Source organism: Micromonospora saelicesensis, from assembly GCF_900091575.1.
Lineage (GTDB): Bacteria > Actinomycetota > Actinomycetes > Mycobacteriales > Micromonosporaceae > Micromonospora > Micromonospora saelicesensis.
This window is the reverse complement of record NZ_FMCR01000002.1, coordinates 926,730-943,047: the sequence shown is the minus strand read 5'-3', so window position 1 is coordinate 943,047 and position 16,318 is coordinate 926,730. Positions and strand designations below refer to the sequence as shown.

Sequence of the window (16,318 nt, the reverse complement as noted above, 5' to 3'; positions counted from 1 at the left end):
CGCACCTGACCCTTTCGCAGATCATGGACCAGCACCACACCAACCTGATGGGTACGGTGCACGGCGGCCGGATCCTCAACCTCATCGACTCCGTCGCCGGTGTGGTCGCCGCCCGGCACTCCGACGGGCCGGCGGTGACCGCCGCCATCGACGAGACGGCGTTTCTCCGCGCGGTGCGGGTCGGTGACGTCGTGCACGTCGACGCCCGGATCACCTGGGCCGGTCGCAGCTCGATGGAGGTGGCCGTCAAGGTGACCGCCGACCGGTGGGACCGGGCGGTGCCGCCCACCGACGTGGCCACCGCCCACCTGGTCATGGTCGCCATCGACGACGACGGCCAGCCTCGGACGGTGCCGCCGCTGCTACCGGAGACCGATGGGGACCGCCGACGGTACCGGGAGGCGGAGATCCGCCGGAAGCACCGACTGGCGCTGCGACGCGCGCTGCTCGACGGCGCCGACGACGACTGATCCGCGCTCGGCCTGCGGGTCGCGGCGCTGGCGCGGTCCGAGGAACCCGCCCCGCCGCCTATCCGGTCGGATAGCGTCCACGTGACGTTTCGATCACGGAGAGTGTGGATTGCGATGCGTGCTGCGGTGCTGCGGGAGTTCGACGTTCCGCTGACGGTCGAGGAGATCGATAGACCCACCCCCGGGCCTGGCGAGGTGCTGGTGCGGATCGTCGCCAGCGGGGTCAACCCGCTCGACACGAAGATCCAGGCTGGAAAGGCCGCCCACGCGCGTGTCGAGCTGCCAGCGGTGCTCGGCCTGGATCTTGCCGGTGTCGTCGCGGCGGTGGGCCCGGACGTGACCGGCTTCGAGTCGGGGGACGAGGTGTACGGGCTGTGCGGGGGCGTCGGCGACCTGCAGGGCTCGCTGGCTGAGTACGCCGCCGTGGACGTCCGGTTGCTGGCCCACAAGCCGAAGAGCCTCTCGATGCGGGAGGCCGCCGCGTTGCCACTGGCGGCGGTCACCTCCTGGGAGGGGCTGGTCGACCGGGCGGGGGTCCACGCCGGGCAGAAGGTGCTGGTGCACGGCGGTGCCGGCGGTGTCGGTTACGTGGGCGTGCAACTTGCCCAGGCGCGAGGCGCCGAAGCGTACGCCACCGGCGGGCCGGCGAGCATGCAGGTGATCGAGAGTCTGGGCGCCGTGCCGATCGACTACACCGCGAGCAAGGTCGAGGAGTACGTCGAGAGGTACACCGGCGGCGAGGGGTTCGACATCGTCGTCGACAACGTCGGCGGCGCGACGCTCGACGCCTCGTTCGCGGCGGTACGCACCTACCACGGGCATGTCGTCAGCGCGCTGGGCTGGGGCTCGCACTCGCTCGCTCCGCTGTCGTTCCGTGGCGCGACCTACTCCGGGGTGTTCACCCTGCTGCCGATGCTCACCGGGCGGGGCCGCGAACACCACGGCGACATCCTGCGCGAGATCGCGGCGCTGGCCGATGCCGGCGCGCTGCGCCCCCGACTGGACGGGCGCAGGTTCACGCTCGACACGGTCATGGATGCCCATCACCTGGTCGCCGGCGGCACCGCCGAGGGCAAGGTCGTCGTGGACGTCGCCGGTTGAGCCGAGCCCTTCGTCTGGGACGAAGCGGTCGAGGCTGAGGGGTGAGGTGGGGGTCGCTGTCGTGGCAGCATGCGGCGGTGACCTTCGATGATGACCGCTACCTGGATGCCTTCGTCGACTACAGCAGGGGGCATCATTTCGTTCGGCTTGACGTCGAATTGCCAGCGGAGACTCTGACGGAAGGGTTGGCCGGTCCTGATGACGGCGTGCCGCACGGCTCGTTGTGGTTGTCGGCGGACCGGGCGGAGGCGCTGGCTAGGTCGTTGCTCAGTTGCGCGGCAGAGGTGAGGGAGCAGAGCCACAGGCGCGACGCGTGAGTGACTAACCGGGTGTCGATCGGGTTGGACGCCGACGGACGAGCATGGACACCGGAGGACCATCCGGCAGTTCAGCGCCTGTGATACAGCAGGTCAACGATCGGCGTTGGTTGCCTGGGGGTCAAGGAGTCTCCGGGCACACAGAGTCTCATCCAGCCGGTGAGGCTGTTCCTAATCCAAGTCAGCCCTGTCCCAACCCGGTGGGATCTTTTCTAGACCTATCAGGACGTCTAAGCCAAGGTGCTCCTTCAGCAGGTACTTGAGATTGCGGCCCTCGATAATCTCGATGCGTCCGTTTGCTGCGGCGAAATCGCGGCTCGCCTTGCCAACCCAAGAGGTAGTGACGAGTACGCCCTTGGCTGCACGCTTATGATCCATTACGCCAGCAAGTGCGTGAACAGCTTCTAGACCGACGATTTTGCTGTAACGCTTTGCTTGAATGATGCAAAGCCCGCCGACAATCGGATCCTCATTGACAGCAACACCGTCGACACCCTCATCCTTGGAGGGTTGCGTAACCAAGGACTTCATGCCGAGGCTCTCGAAGAGGCTGCGGATGAGATGCTCGAACTCTCCCGATGAGAGTGTCAGTAGGTCAGTACGGCTATCCAGGCCTGCGACGACATCCATGCCGTCGACGAACTTGTACTTCGAAAGATCGAAAGAAACGACCGGTCTGACGCCTTCTAGGTCGTACGGATGGGGAGAGACGATGGCGTTCAAGTGGCTACGAAGGCACAGCACTGGATCCAGTTCTGGCTCATCCAGTTGTACAACGGCAAACTTGTCCCGCTCCGCCCCCACGCTCATGAGCAGCGGGCGGATGGCGCGTCCAGTTGCCTTGTCCTTGGTTGAAGCGTAGCCGTTGAAGACGATGCTGGTGATGAGGTCGGGAGGGGTCACGCCGAAAGTCTCATCAATGGTTCGCAACGTTAATCGAGCCAGGAGGGCGCCATACAGCTTCTTAGTCTCGGATTCCTTACGCGGTACCGCTACCATGCCTTTCGCTGCCGTGTAACGGTAGGCGGCAATAGTGGGCACGACCTCTCGAAGCGGCAGCTCATATTCGATCAGCAGCTCGCTGGAGGCCGGATCATAATGAGCGGCAACTTTGCCTGTCAGGCCCTCTGGGTATCGAGACTGGGCGAGGGCGTGCTGTAGACGCTCGACAAACGCGTTTGGTCCGCCGTGCGTCAACGCCGCCCTAAGCTCAAGGGCAGCCGTAGCGGCCTGCCGGTTTCTGTGGGCAAGCAGTTGTGTGTACTCGGCAATCCTCGTTCTGATGGCGTCGGTCCGAAACTCCGCCTCTGCCGTCTTGCGGGCGTGTGCCTCCCGCTCTGTCAGGCGATTCGCGGCGGCGGTCTCCTGCGCCTTTGTTCGTCCATCAGCAGCTCGCTGACGTTCCTCGGCACGCTGGCGCTGGAGGGCCTCCCGGGCTGACTTTGCTTCTGCTTGGTCGGCTAGACGCTTCGCCTGTGCTTCCTGCCGCAGCCGCGCTGCCTCTGCCTTCTTCGCAGTTGCCTCGGCTTGCTTGGCCTCGCGGTTTGCCTCGGCCTCATGACGCTTTTGTTCGGCCACCAACTCGCGGTGCCAGCGCGCCTCTGCTTGCGCTTGGAGCTTCTTGGCCTGCTTACGCGCGTCAAGCATCTGAGCAATCAGGCCCTTGCGTCGCGCCATGCGTCCTCCGAAGCTCCGCTGTAGACAAGCACGACCGTAACTCACCTCGCAACGCACTGGAAAGCCTCAATGACAGGGAGTAGTGAAAGGTTGTCGAGCATGTCGCGAGGATGGTCAGTGGGACGAGCCATGCCACAGCCCTGTGGGGCGTGCTGCCCCTAGGGCGGGGCATGCCCGATTCCAGGGCTGACGATGGTCAACCACGGTCAAGCCCGAAGAGGCCGTCGGCAGCAGTGCGTCCTGCCGAGGACGCTTGGCGACGGAAACGTGCGGACAGTCGTCCGAGGTCGCGGACGCGAACAAGCGGCGCCGGGTGAGCTGCCCAGGACTTAAGGCGTGGAGTCGCGGGCTGCGACGGCTGGCTCTGCGGAGGGATCTACTCGGCGACGAAGACGCCAACGCCGGGAAGCGTTTCGGTCATTCCTTTGATCCGTAGTACCTGCATGGCACGGTCGATCACCGGCTCGGTGACCCCGTAATGCTCGATCAACTCACGGCGGCTGGGCAGCTTGGAGCCGGGCTGGAACTCGCCTGACGCGATGCGTTCGGCGAGGTCGTCGGCGATCTGCTCGTAGCGATAACGCGGTGGCACGTGGTTCTCCTCGGTTGGCAACACGAGTAGACCACCTACGTCAGCCCTTGACTACCCAACGGTACCTATGGGAGGTTGCCGAGGAGGTCGATTCCCTCGGTTGGCGCTGTGGGCCGTCCTCGCTGGCGTGGATGTTCGGCGCGTCCCCCGCGTTCGGGCATCCACGCCTCCAGATCGCTCCGGCACAAGGAGACGGCAGTGCTCCGATCGACATGGGCAGGGCAGGCCCTGGCGCGAGTGGGCGAGGCGAGCCGATGAAGCGGGTTTCGTACGACGAGTACGTACTGGCGGTGGCGCTGACTCTCGCTCGCCGGCACCGACCCGTCTGGTCCTGGCGACACTGGCGGCGCGTCTGCCGCTGCGGAGGCGATCTGCCATGCCGAAGCCGTCACCGCATCCCGATCAACCGCGGCCACTGGCCCAGCCAGGACGGCCCGCAGTGACCACTCACCATCCCATCAAGCCCGACTGGACGTGCGGCGGCTGTGCGGGGGAGTGGCCCTGCCAGACCCGGCGCCGAGAACTGCGAGCCGAGTACGACCGCGCCCCGGTGTCACTAGCCCTCTACCTGGCCGCCCAACTCGTCGACGCCGCCCAGGACCTGGCCCACGTTCCCGCCGGCCACCTGCACTACCGATTCCTCGGCGGGACCCGATGAGCATCCTGCGGCCTGGCGACGAGAAGTTCCACTACAGCGACGGCTCGCACAAGTGGATCCCGCCGGACTCGGACTACGACCAAGAGGTCTGGGACGAACAGGTCCGCCAGCACAAGCACGGCCACCTCAGGAACGAGCGTCCGAAGGTCCGCATCCAGCGCCTCATCTGATGCCAGCAGTACAGCATCCATGCCAGCCGAACCGGCCCGAGAAGCGCGCCAACAGGCCGTCTGACCTCCCATCAAGCCTGAGCCGACCGGCTTGCCGAGAGTTCACACCGAGGAGGTCACTGGTTCGGTACCAGCATCGCTCACTCTCAGTTTGCGCAAGTCAGAGGCCACTTCCCGGTTCGGCGGTGTCACGTTCGCTGTGCCTGAGGGTTCATCTCTGTGAGCCTTGGCGATGGGATGGTGTGACCGATGGACGAGAATGAGTGGTTGGCCGCGCGCTTCGAGCAGCACCGACCCCGGCTGCGGGCGGTGGCTTATCGAATGCTCGGTTCGCTGGCTGACGCGGACGACGCTGTTCAGGATGCCTGGCTTCGGCTGAGCCGGTCCGACGCCGATCAGATCGACAACCTCGGCGGATGGTTGACCACTGTCGTCGCCCGGGAGTGCCTGCACATGTTGCGCTCTCGCCGACGCCGCCGGGAGGATCCGTTCGCCACGCACCTGCCCGACCTGGTTGTCATCCCGGACGGGGACCTCGACCCCGAGCAGGAGGCGTTGCTGGCCGATTCGGTGAGCTTGGCCCTGCTCGTCGTGCTCGACCAGCTCACTCCTGCTGAGCGGTTGGCGTTCGTGCTGCACGACATGTTCGACCTGCCCTTCGAGGAGATCGCCGGCATCGCGGGCCGTACCCCGGCCGCCGCGCGACAACTCGCCAGCCGGGCACGGCGCCGGGTGCACGGTGCCGAGATCCCTTCACCCGATCCGGATCTAGCGCACCAGCGGCAGGTAGTCCGTGCCTTCTACGCGGCTGCGTGGACAGGTGACTTCGACGCCCTCGTGCAGGTCCTCGACCCCGACGTCGTCCTGCGCACCGACTTCGGCACCGCCAGGCCGGCGACCGTCGTTCGCGGCGCGGCGGCCGTGGCCAAGCAGGCGCGCGCCCCACGTGGTGGCCAACTGCGTCCCGCCCTGGTCAACGGCGCGATCGGAACGTTGATCACCCGCGACGGGCAGCCGTTTTCTGTCATGGCCTTCACTGTCGCGGGCGACAAGATCGTCAGGATCGACGTTGTCCGTGACCCCGACCGCGTCCACCGGCTCGCGTCCACCCTCCTGAACCAGGCGGAGCGAACAATGGGGTGAATGCCGAGCCCCACTTCCACGAGCTGTGGGTCCGATGCCGCGTGACCGGACGGCGCAGCTTCAGGCCAGGGACTCGAGATACTTCTGGGTTTCCCGCTTCTTGAAGTACTGCGCCCAGCCCGCCGGCTGCGCGTTGAACCCAGGTTCGCGGGCGGTGTGATCGGCACCGTGCTCGACCAGCAGGCGCGCGATCGACAGCTCACCCGCTGCCGCCGCATGGTGCAAGGCGGTGGCGTTGGCGGCGGTGACACCGTTGACGCCGAAGCCAAGATCGATGAGCAGCCGGACCGTTGACCAGTTGCGCGCCTCGGCCATCCGCGCAACCAGGTCTGCATGTCGACCGCACAGCCCAGGGTCGGCGGACAGCATCGACCGCATCGTCGCTTCGTCGGCGGCCTCGGCGGCTTCTTCAAACTGCATTGTGTCCTCCTCGCGTGTTTGCACTCGTGCTTATGAGCCCACACGACGAGCCGATGTGACAGGGCGAGGTACTCGAACGAAGCCAGACGCGAGGCTGTCGACAGCCACGGTGGCAGCACCACGCCGATGAAAACGCCCGTCCGGCGGCCGTGTACGGCTGTCGGGTGAGTGGACGTGGCTCGGTCGCGCCTGGTAGGCAGGCGGACGTGCGAATCGTCTCCCTGCTGCCGGCGGCCACGGACATCGTGGCCATGCTCGGCCTGACCGGGCAACTGGTCGGCCGTACCCACGAGTGTGACTGGCCGCCGGGGGCTCTGGCCGACATCCCGGCGGTGACCGCGACGTCCCTGCCGGAGACCTTGACGAGCCGGGAGATCTCGGCGGCGATCGCCGGTGACGCGCACCGAGGATCGTCGGTGTACCAGCTCGACATCGCCATGCTGGAGGGGCTGAAGCCGGATCTGATCCTGACCCAGGATCTGTGCGACGTGTGTGCGGTCTCCTACGAGCGGGTCAACGACGCGGTTGGTCTGATCGATCTCGACACCACTGTGATGTCCCTGGAGGCGAGGACCATCGACGGGATCCTGGACACTGTCGATGCCGTGGCCGCGCTGACCGGCACCGAAGGCAGGGCGGCGGAGATCCGAGCCGACGCCGAGCGTCGCCTCGCCGCGTTGCCGGGGCCGGTGCCCGGCGCGCCGACGGTGCTGTTCGTCGAGTGGCTCGACCCGTTGATGCCTGGCGGGCACTGGGTGCCGGAGCAGATCACCCACGCGGGTGGGCGGTCGCTGCTGCTCGGGCCGGGTGCGCACAGCACCCCGCACCAGTGGTCGGTGGTAGCGGACCTGGCTCCCGAGGTGCTCGTGTTCGGGCCGTGCGGGTTCACCCCCGAGCGGACCTTCGACGAGCTGTCAGTGGCGACCGCGCAACCCGGTTGGGCGGACCTGCCCGCGGTGCGTGCCGGGCAGGTGTGGGTGGTCGACGGGCCTGCCTACTTCAACCGCCCCGGCCCGAGGGTCGTCGACGGCGCGGAGATCCTCGCCAGCATCCTCGGCGGCCGTCCGGACTCCCGCGCTCGGCGGGTGCCCCTCGACGTCGGCTGACGCTGCCGCGCCCGAGTGGCGGAGGCGGACCTCCGATGCCGATCGCCCGTTGCCCGCCGGCATTCGCACCGCACCGCACCGCACCGAGGGTCAGGCGCGTACCCCTGCTGCGGCGGCGAGGTCGACGATCCGGTCGCTCCAGCGGTCCAGCAGGGTCTGGTCGTGGGTGACGACCAAGACCCCGGCCTGCTGGGTCCGCTGGTAGTCGCGGATGACGGCGGCGACGTGCGCCTGGGTCGAGGCGTCGAGCATCGCGGTGGCCTCGTCGCAGAGCAGGTAGTCGGGGCGGTGTACGAGGGCCCGGGCGAGGCAGGCGCGTTGCAGTTGCCCGTCGGACACCGCGTGGGGACGCCGGCTGCGCAGATCCGCAGTGAGGCCGACGAGGTCGGCGAGTTCGTCCACCCGGTCCCGGACCGCCGACTCGGGCGTTCGGGTGGCGCGCAGCGGTTCGGCGATCAGATCGGTGAGGCTCAGTCGAGGATCGGCGGCGGCGCGCGGGCTCTGGAAGAGGGCGGCGACGCGGGTCCGTAGGGCGACCGGCACTGCGTACCGGACGGCGTCGACAGCGGTGCCGTCGATGCTGACCCGGCCCCGATCGGGGCGGTGCAGCAGGGCCAGGACCCGGACCAATGTCGACTTTCCGCAGCCGGACGGCCCGCGTAGTCCGACCGTCTCTCCCCGGCCGATTCGCAGGCTGACGCCGTCGAGGACGACCTGGCGGCCGTACCCGACGGTCACCTCGTCGGCGAGCAGGTGCTGCGCGCTGGTCACGTGGTGGCTCCGGTCGGGATCGGGTGGTGGCAGGCCACAGTGCCGCCACCGGTTACCGGTGTCGGCTGTGGTCGGTCCGCGCAGGTGTCGGTGCGGCGTGGGCAGCGGGGCGCGAACGCGCACCCGGGGGGCAGCGCGGTGAGCATCGGCGGGTCGCCCGGCACCGGCCGGAAGGCCCGGTCCGGCAGGGCGTCGAGCAGTGCCGAGGCGTACGGGTGAGCCGGCGCGGCGAAGAGCTGGTCGGTGTCGCGGTGTTCCACGATGCGACTGGCGTACATCACGGCGACGGTGTCGGCGACCCGGCGTGCGGCGGCCAGGTCATGCGTGATGAGCACGACGGCCGCGCCACTCTCGCAACGGCGGCGCAGCAGATCGAGGGTGTGGTCGACAAGCGGCCGGTCCAGCCCGGTGGTGGGCTCGTCGGCGATGAGCAGCGACGGGTCGGGTGCCAGTGCGAGCGCGGTGGCCAGACGCTGTGCCATGCCACCGGACAGCTCGTGGGGATAGCGGTCCAGGTCCGCCGGGTCGAGCCCGACATCGACAGCGAGCCGGTCGGCGTCAGCGCGGTCGCGGCCGTGCGCCCGCAGCGTCTCGGCGAGCAGCCGCCGTCCGGTGCGGACCGGGTTCAGGGCGGTGGCCGGGCTCTGCGGGACCAACCCGACCCGGCGCCCGCGTACCCTGCGGGCCAGCTGGCGCTGGCCGCAGGTGACCAGGTCGACCGGGTCGGCGCCGGGGTGGTGCAGCACGGCGTGACCGGTGGTCGTGGCGTTGCCGGGCAGGAGGCCGAGCAGGGCGTGGGCCAGGACGGACTTGCCGCAGCCGGACTCGCCCACGACGGCCAGCAGTTCGCCGGCCCGGATGGTGAGGCTGAGATCGCTGACGGCGCGTACGCGCGCGTCGCGGAGCCGGAACTCGACGCCGAGGCCGTCGACGGCGAGCAGCGGCTGACTCGCGGCGGCGCGGGGCGACGCCTCGGTCGGAACGGTTTCGGTGGTGGTCACAGGTGCAGCTCCGCTCGGACCCGGGGATCGAGACGGTCACGCCAGCGGGCGGCGAGGACCGCGATGGCGAGGGTGACGACGACGATGACCGCCCCCGGTGCCAGGCTGGCCCACCAGGCGCCGGTCAACAGCGACCCCTGGCCGTCATTGATCATGTTGCCCAGCGAGGCGAGGTGCGGCGGCAGGCCGAGGCCGAGGAACGACAGGGCGGTCTCGTGCCACACCGCGTGCGGGATCATCAGGGTGGTCGCCAGGGCCAGCCGGGGCAGGACGTGCGGCAGCAGGTGCCGGGTGAGGACCCGGAGCCGGCCGGCCCCGCCGCTGATTGCGGCGTCGATGAACGGTCGGGTCCGAAGGCTCAACAACTCGGATCGGACGATGCGCGCGGTGGAGAGCCAGTGGGTGAGCCCGACGGAGGCGATCACGGCACCGAGGCTGGGACGCAGCATGGCGACGATGAAGATGCCCAGTAGCAGGTGCGGCATCGCGGCGATGGTGTCCACGATCCGCATCAGAATGCGGTCGACCCGGCCGCCGAGGGTGCCGGCAATCCCGCCCACCACGCCCCCGAGGACGGTGGCGACGACCGCGGCGACCGCGCCGACGAGCAGCGAGACCCGCAGCCCGTAGACCGCGCGGTGCGCCACGTCGCGGCCCAGGTCGTCGGTGCCGGCGAGGTGGGTCCAGGACGGCGCCAACCGGGTCTGGCCCAGCGCGACCGCGCTCTGGTCGAGCGGCCAGACCAGCGGAGCGAGCAGCGAGCCGGCGATGGCCATGAGCAGGATCAGGCCGGCCACGACGACACCGGCCCGGCCGGGCCGCAGCCGCAGCCGCGACCGGGCCACCCGGAGCAGCGGCGGTCGGGCAGCGAGGTCAGCCATCGAGTCGTACCCTCGGGTCGGCGGCGGCGTAGGCGAGGTCGGTCGCGAGGTTCGCGGCCAGCACCACCGCGGTGGTGACCAGCGTGATCGCCGCCAGCAGCGGAAAGTCGCTGCCCAGCGCGGCGGCGACAGTGACGGCGCCGAGGCCCGGCAGCGAGAAGACCGTCTCGACCAGCACCGCCCCGCCGACCAGCTCGGGCAGGTGGGTGCCGACCAGGGTGAGGAACGGCAGCAGCGCGGTCCGCAGCGCGTGCCCGAACAGCACCGTCCGGCCAGGCAACCCGCGTGCCCGCGCCGCGAGCACGTGGTCGTCGCGCATGCTCTCCGCTACCGCGTCCCGGACGAACAGCACGAACCACGGCGCCTGGGACACGGCCAACACCCCGACCGGCAGGATCAGGTGGTGCGCCACATCGGACCAGGAGGTGCTGGTCGCTGTGACGTCGGTGAGCCCGCCCGCCGGCAACCAGCCCAGGGCCAGCGCGAACACGGCGATCGCGGCCAGGCCCAGCCAGAAGACCGGCATCGACTGCACCGCGTACGCGGCCGCCCGCAACGCCCGATCGAACAAACCACCCCGCCGGTACGCCGCCAGCGCGCCCAGCAGCAGGCTCGCGACCAGGACCAGGGCGAGGGCCACACCGATCAGGAGCAGCGTCCAGCCGGCCCGGGCGGCGAGCACCGAGGCGACCGGCTCGTGGCGGCTGGTCGACCAACCCAGGTCGCCCTGGGCCAGGTTGCTGATCCAACGCAGGTACTGCACCGGCAGGGGGTCGTCGACGCCCCAGTTCGCGCGCAGCTGGGCCAGATTCTCCTCGCTGGCGGTGAAGGCCGCCGCGCCCGCGTACTGCTTCGCGGGGTCGACCGGCGAGGCCGCACCGAGGGCGAACATCCCGACGCTGGTCGCGGCGAGCACCGGCACGGCGACGAGGAGCCGCCGCCGGACCACCGCACCGACCCCGGCCAGCCGACCCGAGCGGGTCACGACCGCGTCCAGGTGTCGATGTTCCACCAGAGGCTGTTCGCCACCCCGTGCTCGTGCGCCTCGACCCGCGGCGCCACGCCCTGAACCGAGGACTTCAGCACGTAGGTGTGCCGCAGGTAGGTGAGGAACAGCCACGGTACGTCGGCGGCCAACTGCTTCTGGAACTGCGCGTACGCGGCCTTGCGAAGGGTGGGGTCGATCTGGTCGCGGCCCTCCTGCAGGGCCCGGTCGGTCACCTCGGAGCGATACGAACCGGGGTTGAAGTAGCCCTGTCCCGCGAACGTCGAGCCGAACAGCTTGTACGAGACGAAGTCCGGGTCGTACGGCGTGCCGTAGCCCATCAGCAGGGCGTCGGACTTCATCCGCGGGTCGATGGCGTCCCAGGTGAGCCCCGCCGGAGTGACAGCGATGCCGACCTTCTTCGCGTCGGCGGTGACGGCGAGGGCCAGATCCTTGCGCAGCGTGTCGCTCGCCGGGTACATCAGCGTGAACCGGGCCGGTCGGCCGTCCTTGACGCGTACCCCGCCGGGGCCGGAAGTCCAGCCGGCCGCGTCGAGCACCGCTCCGGCCGCCGTCGGGTCGGCGGTCGGCTTGCCGATGATCGACGGATCGGCGAACTCGGAGGTCGGCGGGATCGGCCCGAACGCCGGTTCGCCGGCGCCGCCGAGGAGCCCGGTCACCATCGCGGCCCGGTCGACGGCCAGGCTGAGCGCCCGACGGATCGCCGGGTCGGCGAGGACCGGGTTGCCGGTCGGCAGCATCACGCCGCGGTAGTCGGCGGTCGGCACCCGCTGCACCCGGTACGTGGCGTCGGCGTCGAAACCGGAGGCCAGCTTCGGCGGCAGCTCGGCGGCGTCGAACTCGCCGGCGCGCATCCGCTGGGCGCGGACGTTGTCGTCGGCGACGAACGCGACCACCACCCGGTTGTTCTTCGGCCGGCCACCGAAGTAGCGCTCGTTGGCGGTGAGCACCAGGCGGTCACCCGGCGTCCAGGAGTCGACCCGGTACGGCCCGGTCCCGATCGGCTTGCGGTTGAACCCGGCGGTGTTGATGTCCTGCCCGCTGAGCAGCTTCGCCGGCACGATGCCGAGGGTGAGCCGCTGCAGGAACGGCGCGTACGGGTAGCGCAGCCGGAACACGACAGTGGCGGCGTCGGGCGCGGTCACCGACTCCACCATGTCCAAATCGGAGCGGAGTGTCGAGTCGACAGTCGGATCCAGCACGGCCTGGTACGTGAAGACGACGTCCTGAGCGGTCAGCGCGGTGCCGTCGTGGAACTGCACGCCGTCGCGGAGCTTCGCGGTCACCGTGCGCCCATCGGGGGACAGCTCCGGCAACGCCGTGGCCAGACCGGCGACGAGGCGGTTGTCGTCGTCCCGGCTGACGAGGCCGTCGAAGATCAGTGAGGCACCGTCGACGCCGTAGTTGAGCACCGGATTCAACGCGTCCGGCTCGTCGGAGGTGGCGACGACCAGCGTCGCGCCGCCGGATGAGCCGTCGGGGATGGCCGGGGCCGAGCAGCCGGCGAGGACGAACATCCCCGCCGCCGCGGTCGACGCCACGAGGCGTCGGAAGGTCGGACGCATCCGGGTCACAGAGGGCTCCTGTGTGTAGGGAGGATCGTTTGTCGGGTGGGCGCGGCGCCGCAACCGTTGATCATCACGGTGGCACAGTTGCCACTCTTTGGCAATTACCCATGGCATGCAACACGTCGTTGATCAGGACGCATCCGTCGGTGGTGACGGTCAGCGGTGACCGGCTAGGGTTCCCTGATGTTCCGCGCCGTCGTGTTGATCGCTGCTGTGGTGCTCGCCGCGGATCAGCTCACCAAGTACTGGGCCGAGTCCACGCTCTCCGGAGGGCAGACCATCACCGTTCTCGGTGACCTGCTGCAACTGCGACTCGTGTACAACCCGGGCGCCGCCTTCTCGATCGGCTCCGCGTACACCTGGATCTTCGCCGTGTTCGCGGCGGCGGCGGTGGTCGCGGTGACGGTCGTGGCGTGGCGGGTCACCTCACGCGCCTGGGCGGTGGCGTTGGGCCTCGTGCTCGGCGGCGCGGTGACGCACCTGCTGGACCGCCTCTTCCGCGAGCCGGGGTTCGCTCGCGGGCACGTGGTGGACTTCATCGACTACGCCGGGTTCTTCGTCGGCAACGTCGCCGACATCGCACTGGTGGCCGGGGTGGGCATCATCATGCTGCTCAACGTGCGCGGCATTCCGCTGCGCGCGACCCCGGGGGAGAGCCGCAGCGACGAGCAGGTGTCGTCGTCAGGCTCCTGAACCGATCAGGACGACCTCCAGCCGGCGCGGGCCGTGCACTCCCTCGACGCGGTTGAGTTCGATGTCGCTGGTCGCGGACGGGCCGGAGATCCAGGTCAGCGGGGCGCGCGGGTCCAGTTGGGTCAGCGCCTCCGGCAGCAGACCGACGACCTGGTCGGTGCGGACGACGCAGATGTGCCGGTCGGGCACCAGGGTGAGCGCGCGTCGACCCTGCGCCGGGCCGGCATCCAGGATGATGGTGCCGGTGTCGGCGACCACGACGGCGCAGCCGGTCAGGACCGCGTCCAGGTCGTCGAGCGCGGCCGCTGACAGTGGGGGCGCGTCGCGGTGCAGCTCTCCGGCGTAGCCGGCCAGCCAGTCGGCGGGGACGTCGATGGGGACGGCGAGCCGGTCGACCTCGCTGAGCAGCCGGGGTAGGGCGTCGATGCCACGGTGGACGACCGCCCGGTAGTCCTCCAGGCGATCGACCAGGGTTTCGATCACGTCGGAGCGGTCGTCGACCCGGCGGTACCCGCGGGGCACCTGCACCGGCGGCGGGTTGTCGGCCAGCGCCGTCCGGAGCCGCGCCAGGATCTCGTCACGTGCGCTCACTGCTTTTCCCACCATTCCCGGAAGGTCTGCGACGCGGGCAGCGGCAGGTCGCGCGACCGGGTCCACGCCGAGGCGGGCCAGGGCAGTCGCCGCAGCGTGCGAGCGCCGGTGGTGCGTTCACGGTACGCCCCGAGCGGCCCCGCGCCGGCCCGGGCCAGGCGCAGGGCGGCGGCCCACCGTCGGGGGCTGCGCATCACCCACGACAGGACGCGCATGGTGGCCCGTTCGGCGGGCGGGTGCGGTGCCTGCTGGCGGAGGTGGACCAGGATCTCCGGAATGTTGATCTTCACGGGGCACACGTCGTAGCAGGCGCCGCAGAGGGTCGACGCGTACGGCAGCGAGGCGTTGTCGGCCACGCCGGTCAGCTGCGGCGACAGGATCGCCCCGATCGGCCCCGGATACACCGAGCCGTACGCGTGCCCGCCGGCCCGCTCGTACACAGGGCAGACGTTGAGGCACGCGGAGCAGCGGATGCAGGACAGCGCCGGCCGCCCGACCGGGTCGGCGAGCACCGCGGACCGACCATTGTCGACGAGCACGATGTGCACGTCCTGCGGGCCGTCGCCGGGGGTGACGCCGGTCCACATCGAGGTGTACGGGTTCATCCGCTCGCCGGTCGAGGATCGCGGCAGCAGTTGCAGGAAGACCTCCAGGTCGGTGAAGGTCGGCAGCAGCTTCTCGACGCCGACGACGCTGATCAGCGTCTCGGGGAGGGTGAGGCACATGCGGCCGTTGCCCTCGGACTCCACCACCACGAGCGTGCCGGTGTCGGCGACGGCGAAGTTGGCGCCGGAGACGGCGACCCGGGCCGAGAGGAAACGCCGTCGCAGGTGGGCGCGGGCCGCCTCGGCCAGCGCGGCCGGTTCGTCGCTCAGGTCGGCCGGCGCGTCGGCCATGCGGCGCTGGAAGATCTCCCGGATCTGGGCCCGGTTGTAGTGGATCGCCGGCACCAGGATGTGCGAGGGGGTGTCGTCGCCGAGCTGCACGATCAGTTCCGCGAGATCGGTCTCGTACGCCGCGATCCCGGCGGCCTCCAGCGCCTCGTTGAGCTCGATCTCCTGGGTCGCCATCGACTTGACCTTCACGACCTCGTCGGCCCCGGCGGCCCGGGTCAACGCGACCACGATCCGGCACGCCTCGGCCGCGTCACGGGCCCAGTGCACTGTGGCGCCGGCAGCGGTGGCGGACGCCTCGAACTGCTCCAGCAGCTCCGGCAACCGACGTTGGACGTCCGCCTTGATCGCCGAGCCGGCGTCGCGCAGTGCCTCCCAGTCGGGCACCTCGTCGACGACCCGTGCTCGCTTGGCCCGGATGGTGCGGGTGGCCCGGTGCAGGTTGGCCCGGAGTTGCGTGTCGGCGACGGCCGGCTTGGCGGCGGTGGGAAACGGCAGCGGCGTGCGGATCCGCCCGCCCCCGGTGGCGGGTGCGACCGGTGGGTTCATGAGGTGGCTCCCGTCTCGGCGAGGATCTCGGCGTAGTGCACGGCCCGTACGCCCGACCGGTGGCGGTCGAGGCCACCGCCGATGTGCGCCAGGCAGGAGTTGTCGGCCGCGGCGAGCACCCGTGCGCCGGTGTCGCGGACCCGGGCGCACTTGTCGGTGAGCATCGCTGTGGAGACGTCCGGGTTCTTCAGGGCGAACGTGCCGCCGAAACCACAGCACTCCTCGGCGTCGCCCAGCTCGACCAGCTTGATCCCGCGCACCTGGCGCAGCAGGGTCAGCGGCCGGTCGCCGAGGCGCAGCATGCGCAGGCCGTGGCAGGTCGGGTGGTAGGTGACCGTCTCCGGGAACTCGGCGCCGACGTCGGTGACGCCGAGAACGTCGACGAGCAACTCGGACAGCTCGTACGTGCGGGCGGCCACCGAGGTGGCGGGCGGGTGCAGGCTCGGGTACTGGTCGCGGATCATCGCGGTGCACGACCCGGACGGCGCGACGATGGCGTCGTAGGAGTCGAAGACGTCGACGTAGTTGCGCACCATCGGCATGGCCTCGGCCCGGTAACCCGTGTTGGCATGCATCTGCCCGCAGCAGGTCTGGTCGGCGGGGAAGTCGACGGTGTGGCCGAGTCGTCGCAGGATGCGGGTGACCGCGATGCCGGTGGCCGGGAACGCGAGGTCGTTGACGCAGGTGATGAAGAGGGCGATCCGCATGGCG

19 protein-coding genes are annotated in these 16,318 nt (G+C 69.9%); 8 read left to right on the top strand and 11 right to left on the bottom strand.

Translation table 11 applies throughout. The annotated features are described in order from the left end of the window. Positions 1-23: 23 nt before the first annotated feature. The 3 genes from GA0070561_RS12145 (at position 24) to GA0070561_RS12135 (ending at position 1,888) form a co-directional block, all read left to right on the top strand. Positions 24-470, top strand: coding sequence for an acyl-CoA thioesterase (locus GA0070561_RS12145; protein ID WP_258400666.1), 447 nt, complete (start codon positions 24-26; stop codon positions 468-470). Positions 471-584: 114 nt separating this feature from the next. Further along, positions 585-1,571 (top strand): zinc-dependent alcohol dehydrogenase family protein, encoded by a 987-nt coding sequence (locus tag GA0070561_RS12140; protein WP_091399708.1) that lies wholly within the window; start codon positions 585-587, stop codon positions 1,569-1,571. 77 nt (positions 1,572-1,648) lie between these two features. Then, positions 1,649-1,888: a hypothetical protein gene (locus GA0070561_RS12135; protein WP_141710363.1), complete on the top strand. Its 240-nt coding sequence runs from the start codon at positions 1,649-1,651 to the stop codon at positions 1,886-1,888. A gap of 171 nt (positions 1,889-2,059) precedes the next feature. On the opposite strand, the gene GA0070561_RS12130 is transcribed toward GA0070561_RS12135, so the two are convergent. Further along, positions 2,060-3,565 carry a restriction endonuclease gene (locus tag GA0070561_RS12130; protein ID WP_091399704.1) on the bottom strand — a complete coding sequence of 502 codons (1,506 nt, stop codon included), beginning with the start codon at positions 3,563-3,565 and terminating at the stop codon, positions 2,060-2,062. 376 nt (positions 3,566-3,941) lie between these two features. After that, positions 3,942-4,181: a winged helix-turn-helix domain-containing protein gene (locus tag GA0070561_RS12125; protein WP_088948848.1), complete on the bottom strand. Its 240-nt coding sequence runs from the start codon at positions 4,179-4,181 to the stop codon at positions 3,942-3,944. Positions 4,182-4,596: 415 nt separating this feature from the next. Between GA0070561_RS12125 and GA0070561_RS12115 the strand changes: the two genes are divergently transcribed. From GA0070561_RS12115 to GA0070561_RS12110, 3 genes are all read left to right on the top strand, one after another. Beyond that, positions 4,597-4,815 (top strand): flavin reductase, encoded by a 219-nt coding sequence (locus GA0070561_RS12115; protein ID WP_091399700.1) that lies wholly within the window; start codon positions 4,597-4,599, stop codon positions 4,813-4,815. After that, on the top strand, positions 4,812-4,985 hold the full coding sequence (locus GA0070561_RS33565; RefSeq protein WP_167362378.1) for a hypothetical protein: 174 nt from the start codon (positions 4,812-4,814) through the stop codon (positions 4,983-4,985). Before GA0070561_RS12115 ends, GA0070561_RS33565 begins: the two co-directional genes overlap by 4 nt. Before the next feature lie 249 nt (positions 4,986-5,234). Continuing rightward, entirely contained in the window at positions 5,235-6,128 is an 894-nt protein-coding gene (locus GA0070561_RS12110; RefSeq protein WP_091399698.1) for a sigma-70 family RNA polymerase sigma factor, read from the top strand. Positions 6,129-6,188: 60 nt separating this feature from the next. Here the strand turns inward: GA0070561_RS12110 and GA0070561_RS12105 are convergent, their stop codons facing one another. Next, positions 6,189-6,548, bottom strand: coding sequence for an ankyrin repeat domain-containing protein (locus GA0070561_RS12105; protein WP_091399696.1), 360 nt, complete (start codon positions 6,546-6,548; stop codon positions 6,189-6,191). A gap of 206 nt (positions 6,549-6,754) precedes the next feature. Between GA0070561_RS12105 and GA0070561_RS12100 the strand changes: the two genes are divergently transcribed. Further along, on the top strand, positions 6,755-7,654 hold the full coding sequence (locus GA0070561_RS12100; protein ID WP_091399694.1) for an ABC transporter substrate-binding protein: 900 nt from the start codon (positions 6,755-6,757) through the stop codon (positions 7,652-7,654). Between the two features lie 90 nt (positions 7,655-7,744). On the opposite strand, the gene GA0070561_RS12095 is transcribed toward GA0070561_RS12100, so the two are convergent. The 5 genes from GA0070561_RS12095 to GA0070561_RS34205 are packed head-to-tail and all read right to left on the bottom strand — an operon-like array spanning position 7,745 to position 12,878. Then, on the bottom strand, positions 7,745-8,425 hold the full coding sequence (locus tag GA0070561_RS12095) for an ABC transporter ATP-binding protein (RefSeq protein WP_244166165.1): 681 nt from the start codon (positions 8,423-8,425) through the stop codon (positions 7,745-7,747). Next, on the bottom strand, positions 8,422-9,426 hold the full coding sequence (locus GA0070561_RS12090; RefSeq protein ID WP_208603745.1) for an ABC transporter ATP-binding protein: 1,005 nt from the start codon (positions 9,424-9,426) through the stop codon (positions 8,422-8,424). Before GA0070561_RS12090 ends, GA0070561_RS12095 begins: the two co-directional genes overlap by 4 nt. Further along, positions 9,423-10,307 (bottom strand): ABC transporter permease, encoded by an 885-nt coding sequence (locus GA0070561_RS12085; RefSeq protein ID WP_091399692.1) that lies wholly within the window; start codon positions 10,305-10,307, stop codon positions 9,423-9,425. The genes GA0070561_RS12090 and GA0070561_RS12085 overlap by 4 nt, the downstream gene beginning before the upstream one ends. Further along, positions 10,300-11,319, bottom strand: coding sequence for an ABC transporter permease (locus GA0070561_RS12080; protein ID WP_244166164.1), 1,020 nt, complete (start codon positions 11,317-11,319; stop codon positions 10,300-10,302). Before GA0070561_RS12080 ends, GA0070561_RS12085 begins: the two co-directional genes overlap by 8 nt. After that, the gene (locus tag GA0070561_RS34205) at positions 11,289-12,878 is read right to left on the bottom strand and encodes an ABC transporter substrate-binding protein (protein ID WP_091399690.1); all 1,590 of its coding nucleotides are present in this window, start codon (positions 12,876-12,878) and stop codon (positions 11,289-11,291) included. The genes GA0070561_RS12080 and GA0070561_RS34205 overlap by 31 nt, the downstream gene beginning before the upstream one ends. A 186-nt stretch (positions 12,879-13,064) precedes the next feature. Between GA0070561_RS34205 and GA0070561_RS12070 the strand changes: the two genes are divergently transcribed. Beyond that, on the top strand, positions 13,065-13,574 hold the full coding sequence (locus GA0070561_RS12070; RefSeq protein ID WP_091399688.1) for a signal peptidase II: 510 nt from the start codon (positions 13,065-13,067) through the stop codon (positions 13,572-13,574). Here the strand turns inward: GA0070561_RS12070 and GA0070561_RS12065 are convergent. Genes GA0070561_RS12065 through GA0070561_RS12055 form a run of 3 tightly spaced genes read right to left on the bottom strand, consistent with a single transcriptional unit; the run spans position 13,563 to position 16,314 of the window. Further along, a complete protein-coding gene (locus GA0070561_RS12065) occupies positions 13,563-14,165 on the bottom strand; it encodes a LutC/YkgG family protein (protein WP_244166163.1) in 603 nt (200 codons plus the stop codon). The genes GA0070561_RS12070 and GA0070561_RS12065 overlap by 12 nt on opposite strands. Beyond that, entirely contained in the window at positions 14,162-15,607 is a 1,446-nt protein-coding gene (locus GA0070561_RS12060; RefSeq protein WP_091399684.1) for a LutB/LldF family L-lactate oxidation iron-sulfur protein, read from the bottom strand. Before GA0070561_RS12060 ends, GA0070561_RS12065 begins: the two co-directional genes overlap by 4 nt. After that, positions 15,604-16,314 (bottom strand): (Fe-S)-binding protein, encoded by a 711-nt coding sequence (locus GA0070561_RS12055; RefSeq protein WP_091399682.1) that lies wholly within the window; start codon positions 16,312-16,314, stop codon positions 15,604-15,606. Before GA0070561_RS12055 ends, GA0070561_RS12060 begins: the two co-directional genes overlap by 4 nt. Positions 16,315-16,318 lie beyond the last annotated feature (4 nt).

Excerpts from the sequence above, each read along its gene's own strand:
- GA0070561_RS12145 (WP_258400666.1), top strand. The coding sequence starts at position 24 with ATGGACCAGCACCACACCAACCTGATGGGTACGGTGCACGGCGGCCGG.
- GA0070561_RS12140 (WP_091399708.1), top strand. The coding sequence starts at position 585 with ATGCGTGCTGCGGTGCTGCGGGAGTTCGACGTTCCGCTGACGGTCGAG.
- GA0070561_RS12130 (WP_091399704.1), bottom strand. The coding sequence starts at position 3,565 with ATGGCGCGACGCAAGGGCCTGATTGCTCAGATGCTTGACGCGCGTAAG.
- GA0070561_RS33565 (WP_167362378.1), top strand. The coding sequence starts at position 4,812 with ATGAGCATCCTGCGGCCTGGCGACGAGAAGTTCCACTACAGCGACGGC.
- GA0070561_RS12110 (WP_091399698.1), top strand. The coding sequence starts at position 5,235 with ATGGACGAGAATGAGTGGTTGGCCGCGCGCTTCGAGCAGCACCGACCC.
- GA0070561_RS12105 (WP_091399696.1), bottom strand. The coding sequence starts at position 6,548 with ATGCAGTTTGAAGAAGCCGCCGAGGCCGCCGACGAAGCGACGATGCGG.
- GA0070561_RS12085 (WP_091399692.1), bottom strand. The coding sequence starts at position 10,307 with ATGGCTGACCTCGCTGCCCGACCGCCGCTGCTCCGGGTGGCCCGGTCG.
- GA0070561_RS34205 (WP_091399690.1), bottom strand. The coding sequence starts at position 12,878 with ATGCGTCCGACCTTCCGACGCCTCGTGGCGTCGACCGCGGCGGCGGGG.
- GA0070561_RS12070 (WP_091399688.1), top strand. The coding sequence starts at position 13,065 with ATGTTCCGCGCCGTCGTGTTGATCGCTGCTGTGGTGCTCGCCGCGGAT.
- GA0070561_RS12060 (WP_091399684.1), bottom strand. The coding sequence starts at position 15,607 with ATGAACCCACCGGTCGCACCCGCCACCGGGGGCGGGCGGATCCGCACG.
- GA0070561_RS12055 (WP_091399682.1), bottom strand. The coding sequence starts at position 16,314 with ATGCGGATCGCCCTCTTCATCACCTGCGTCAACGACCTCGCGTTCCCG.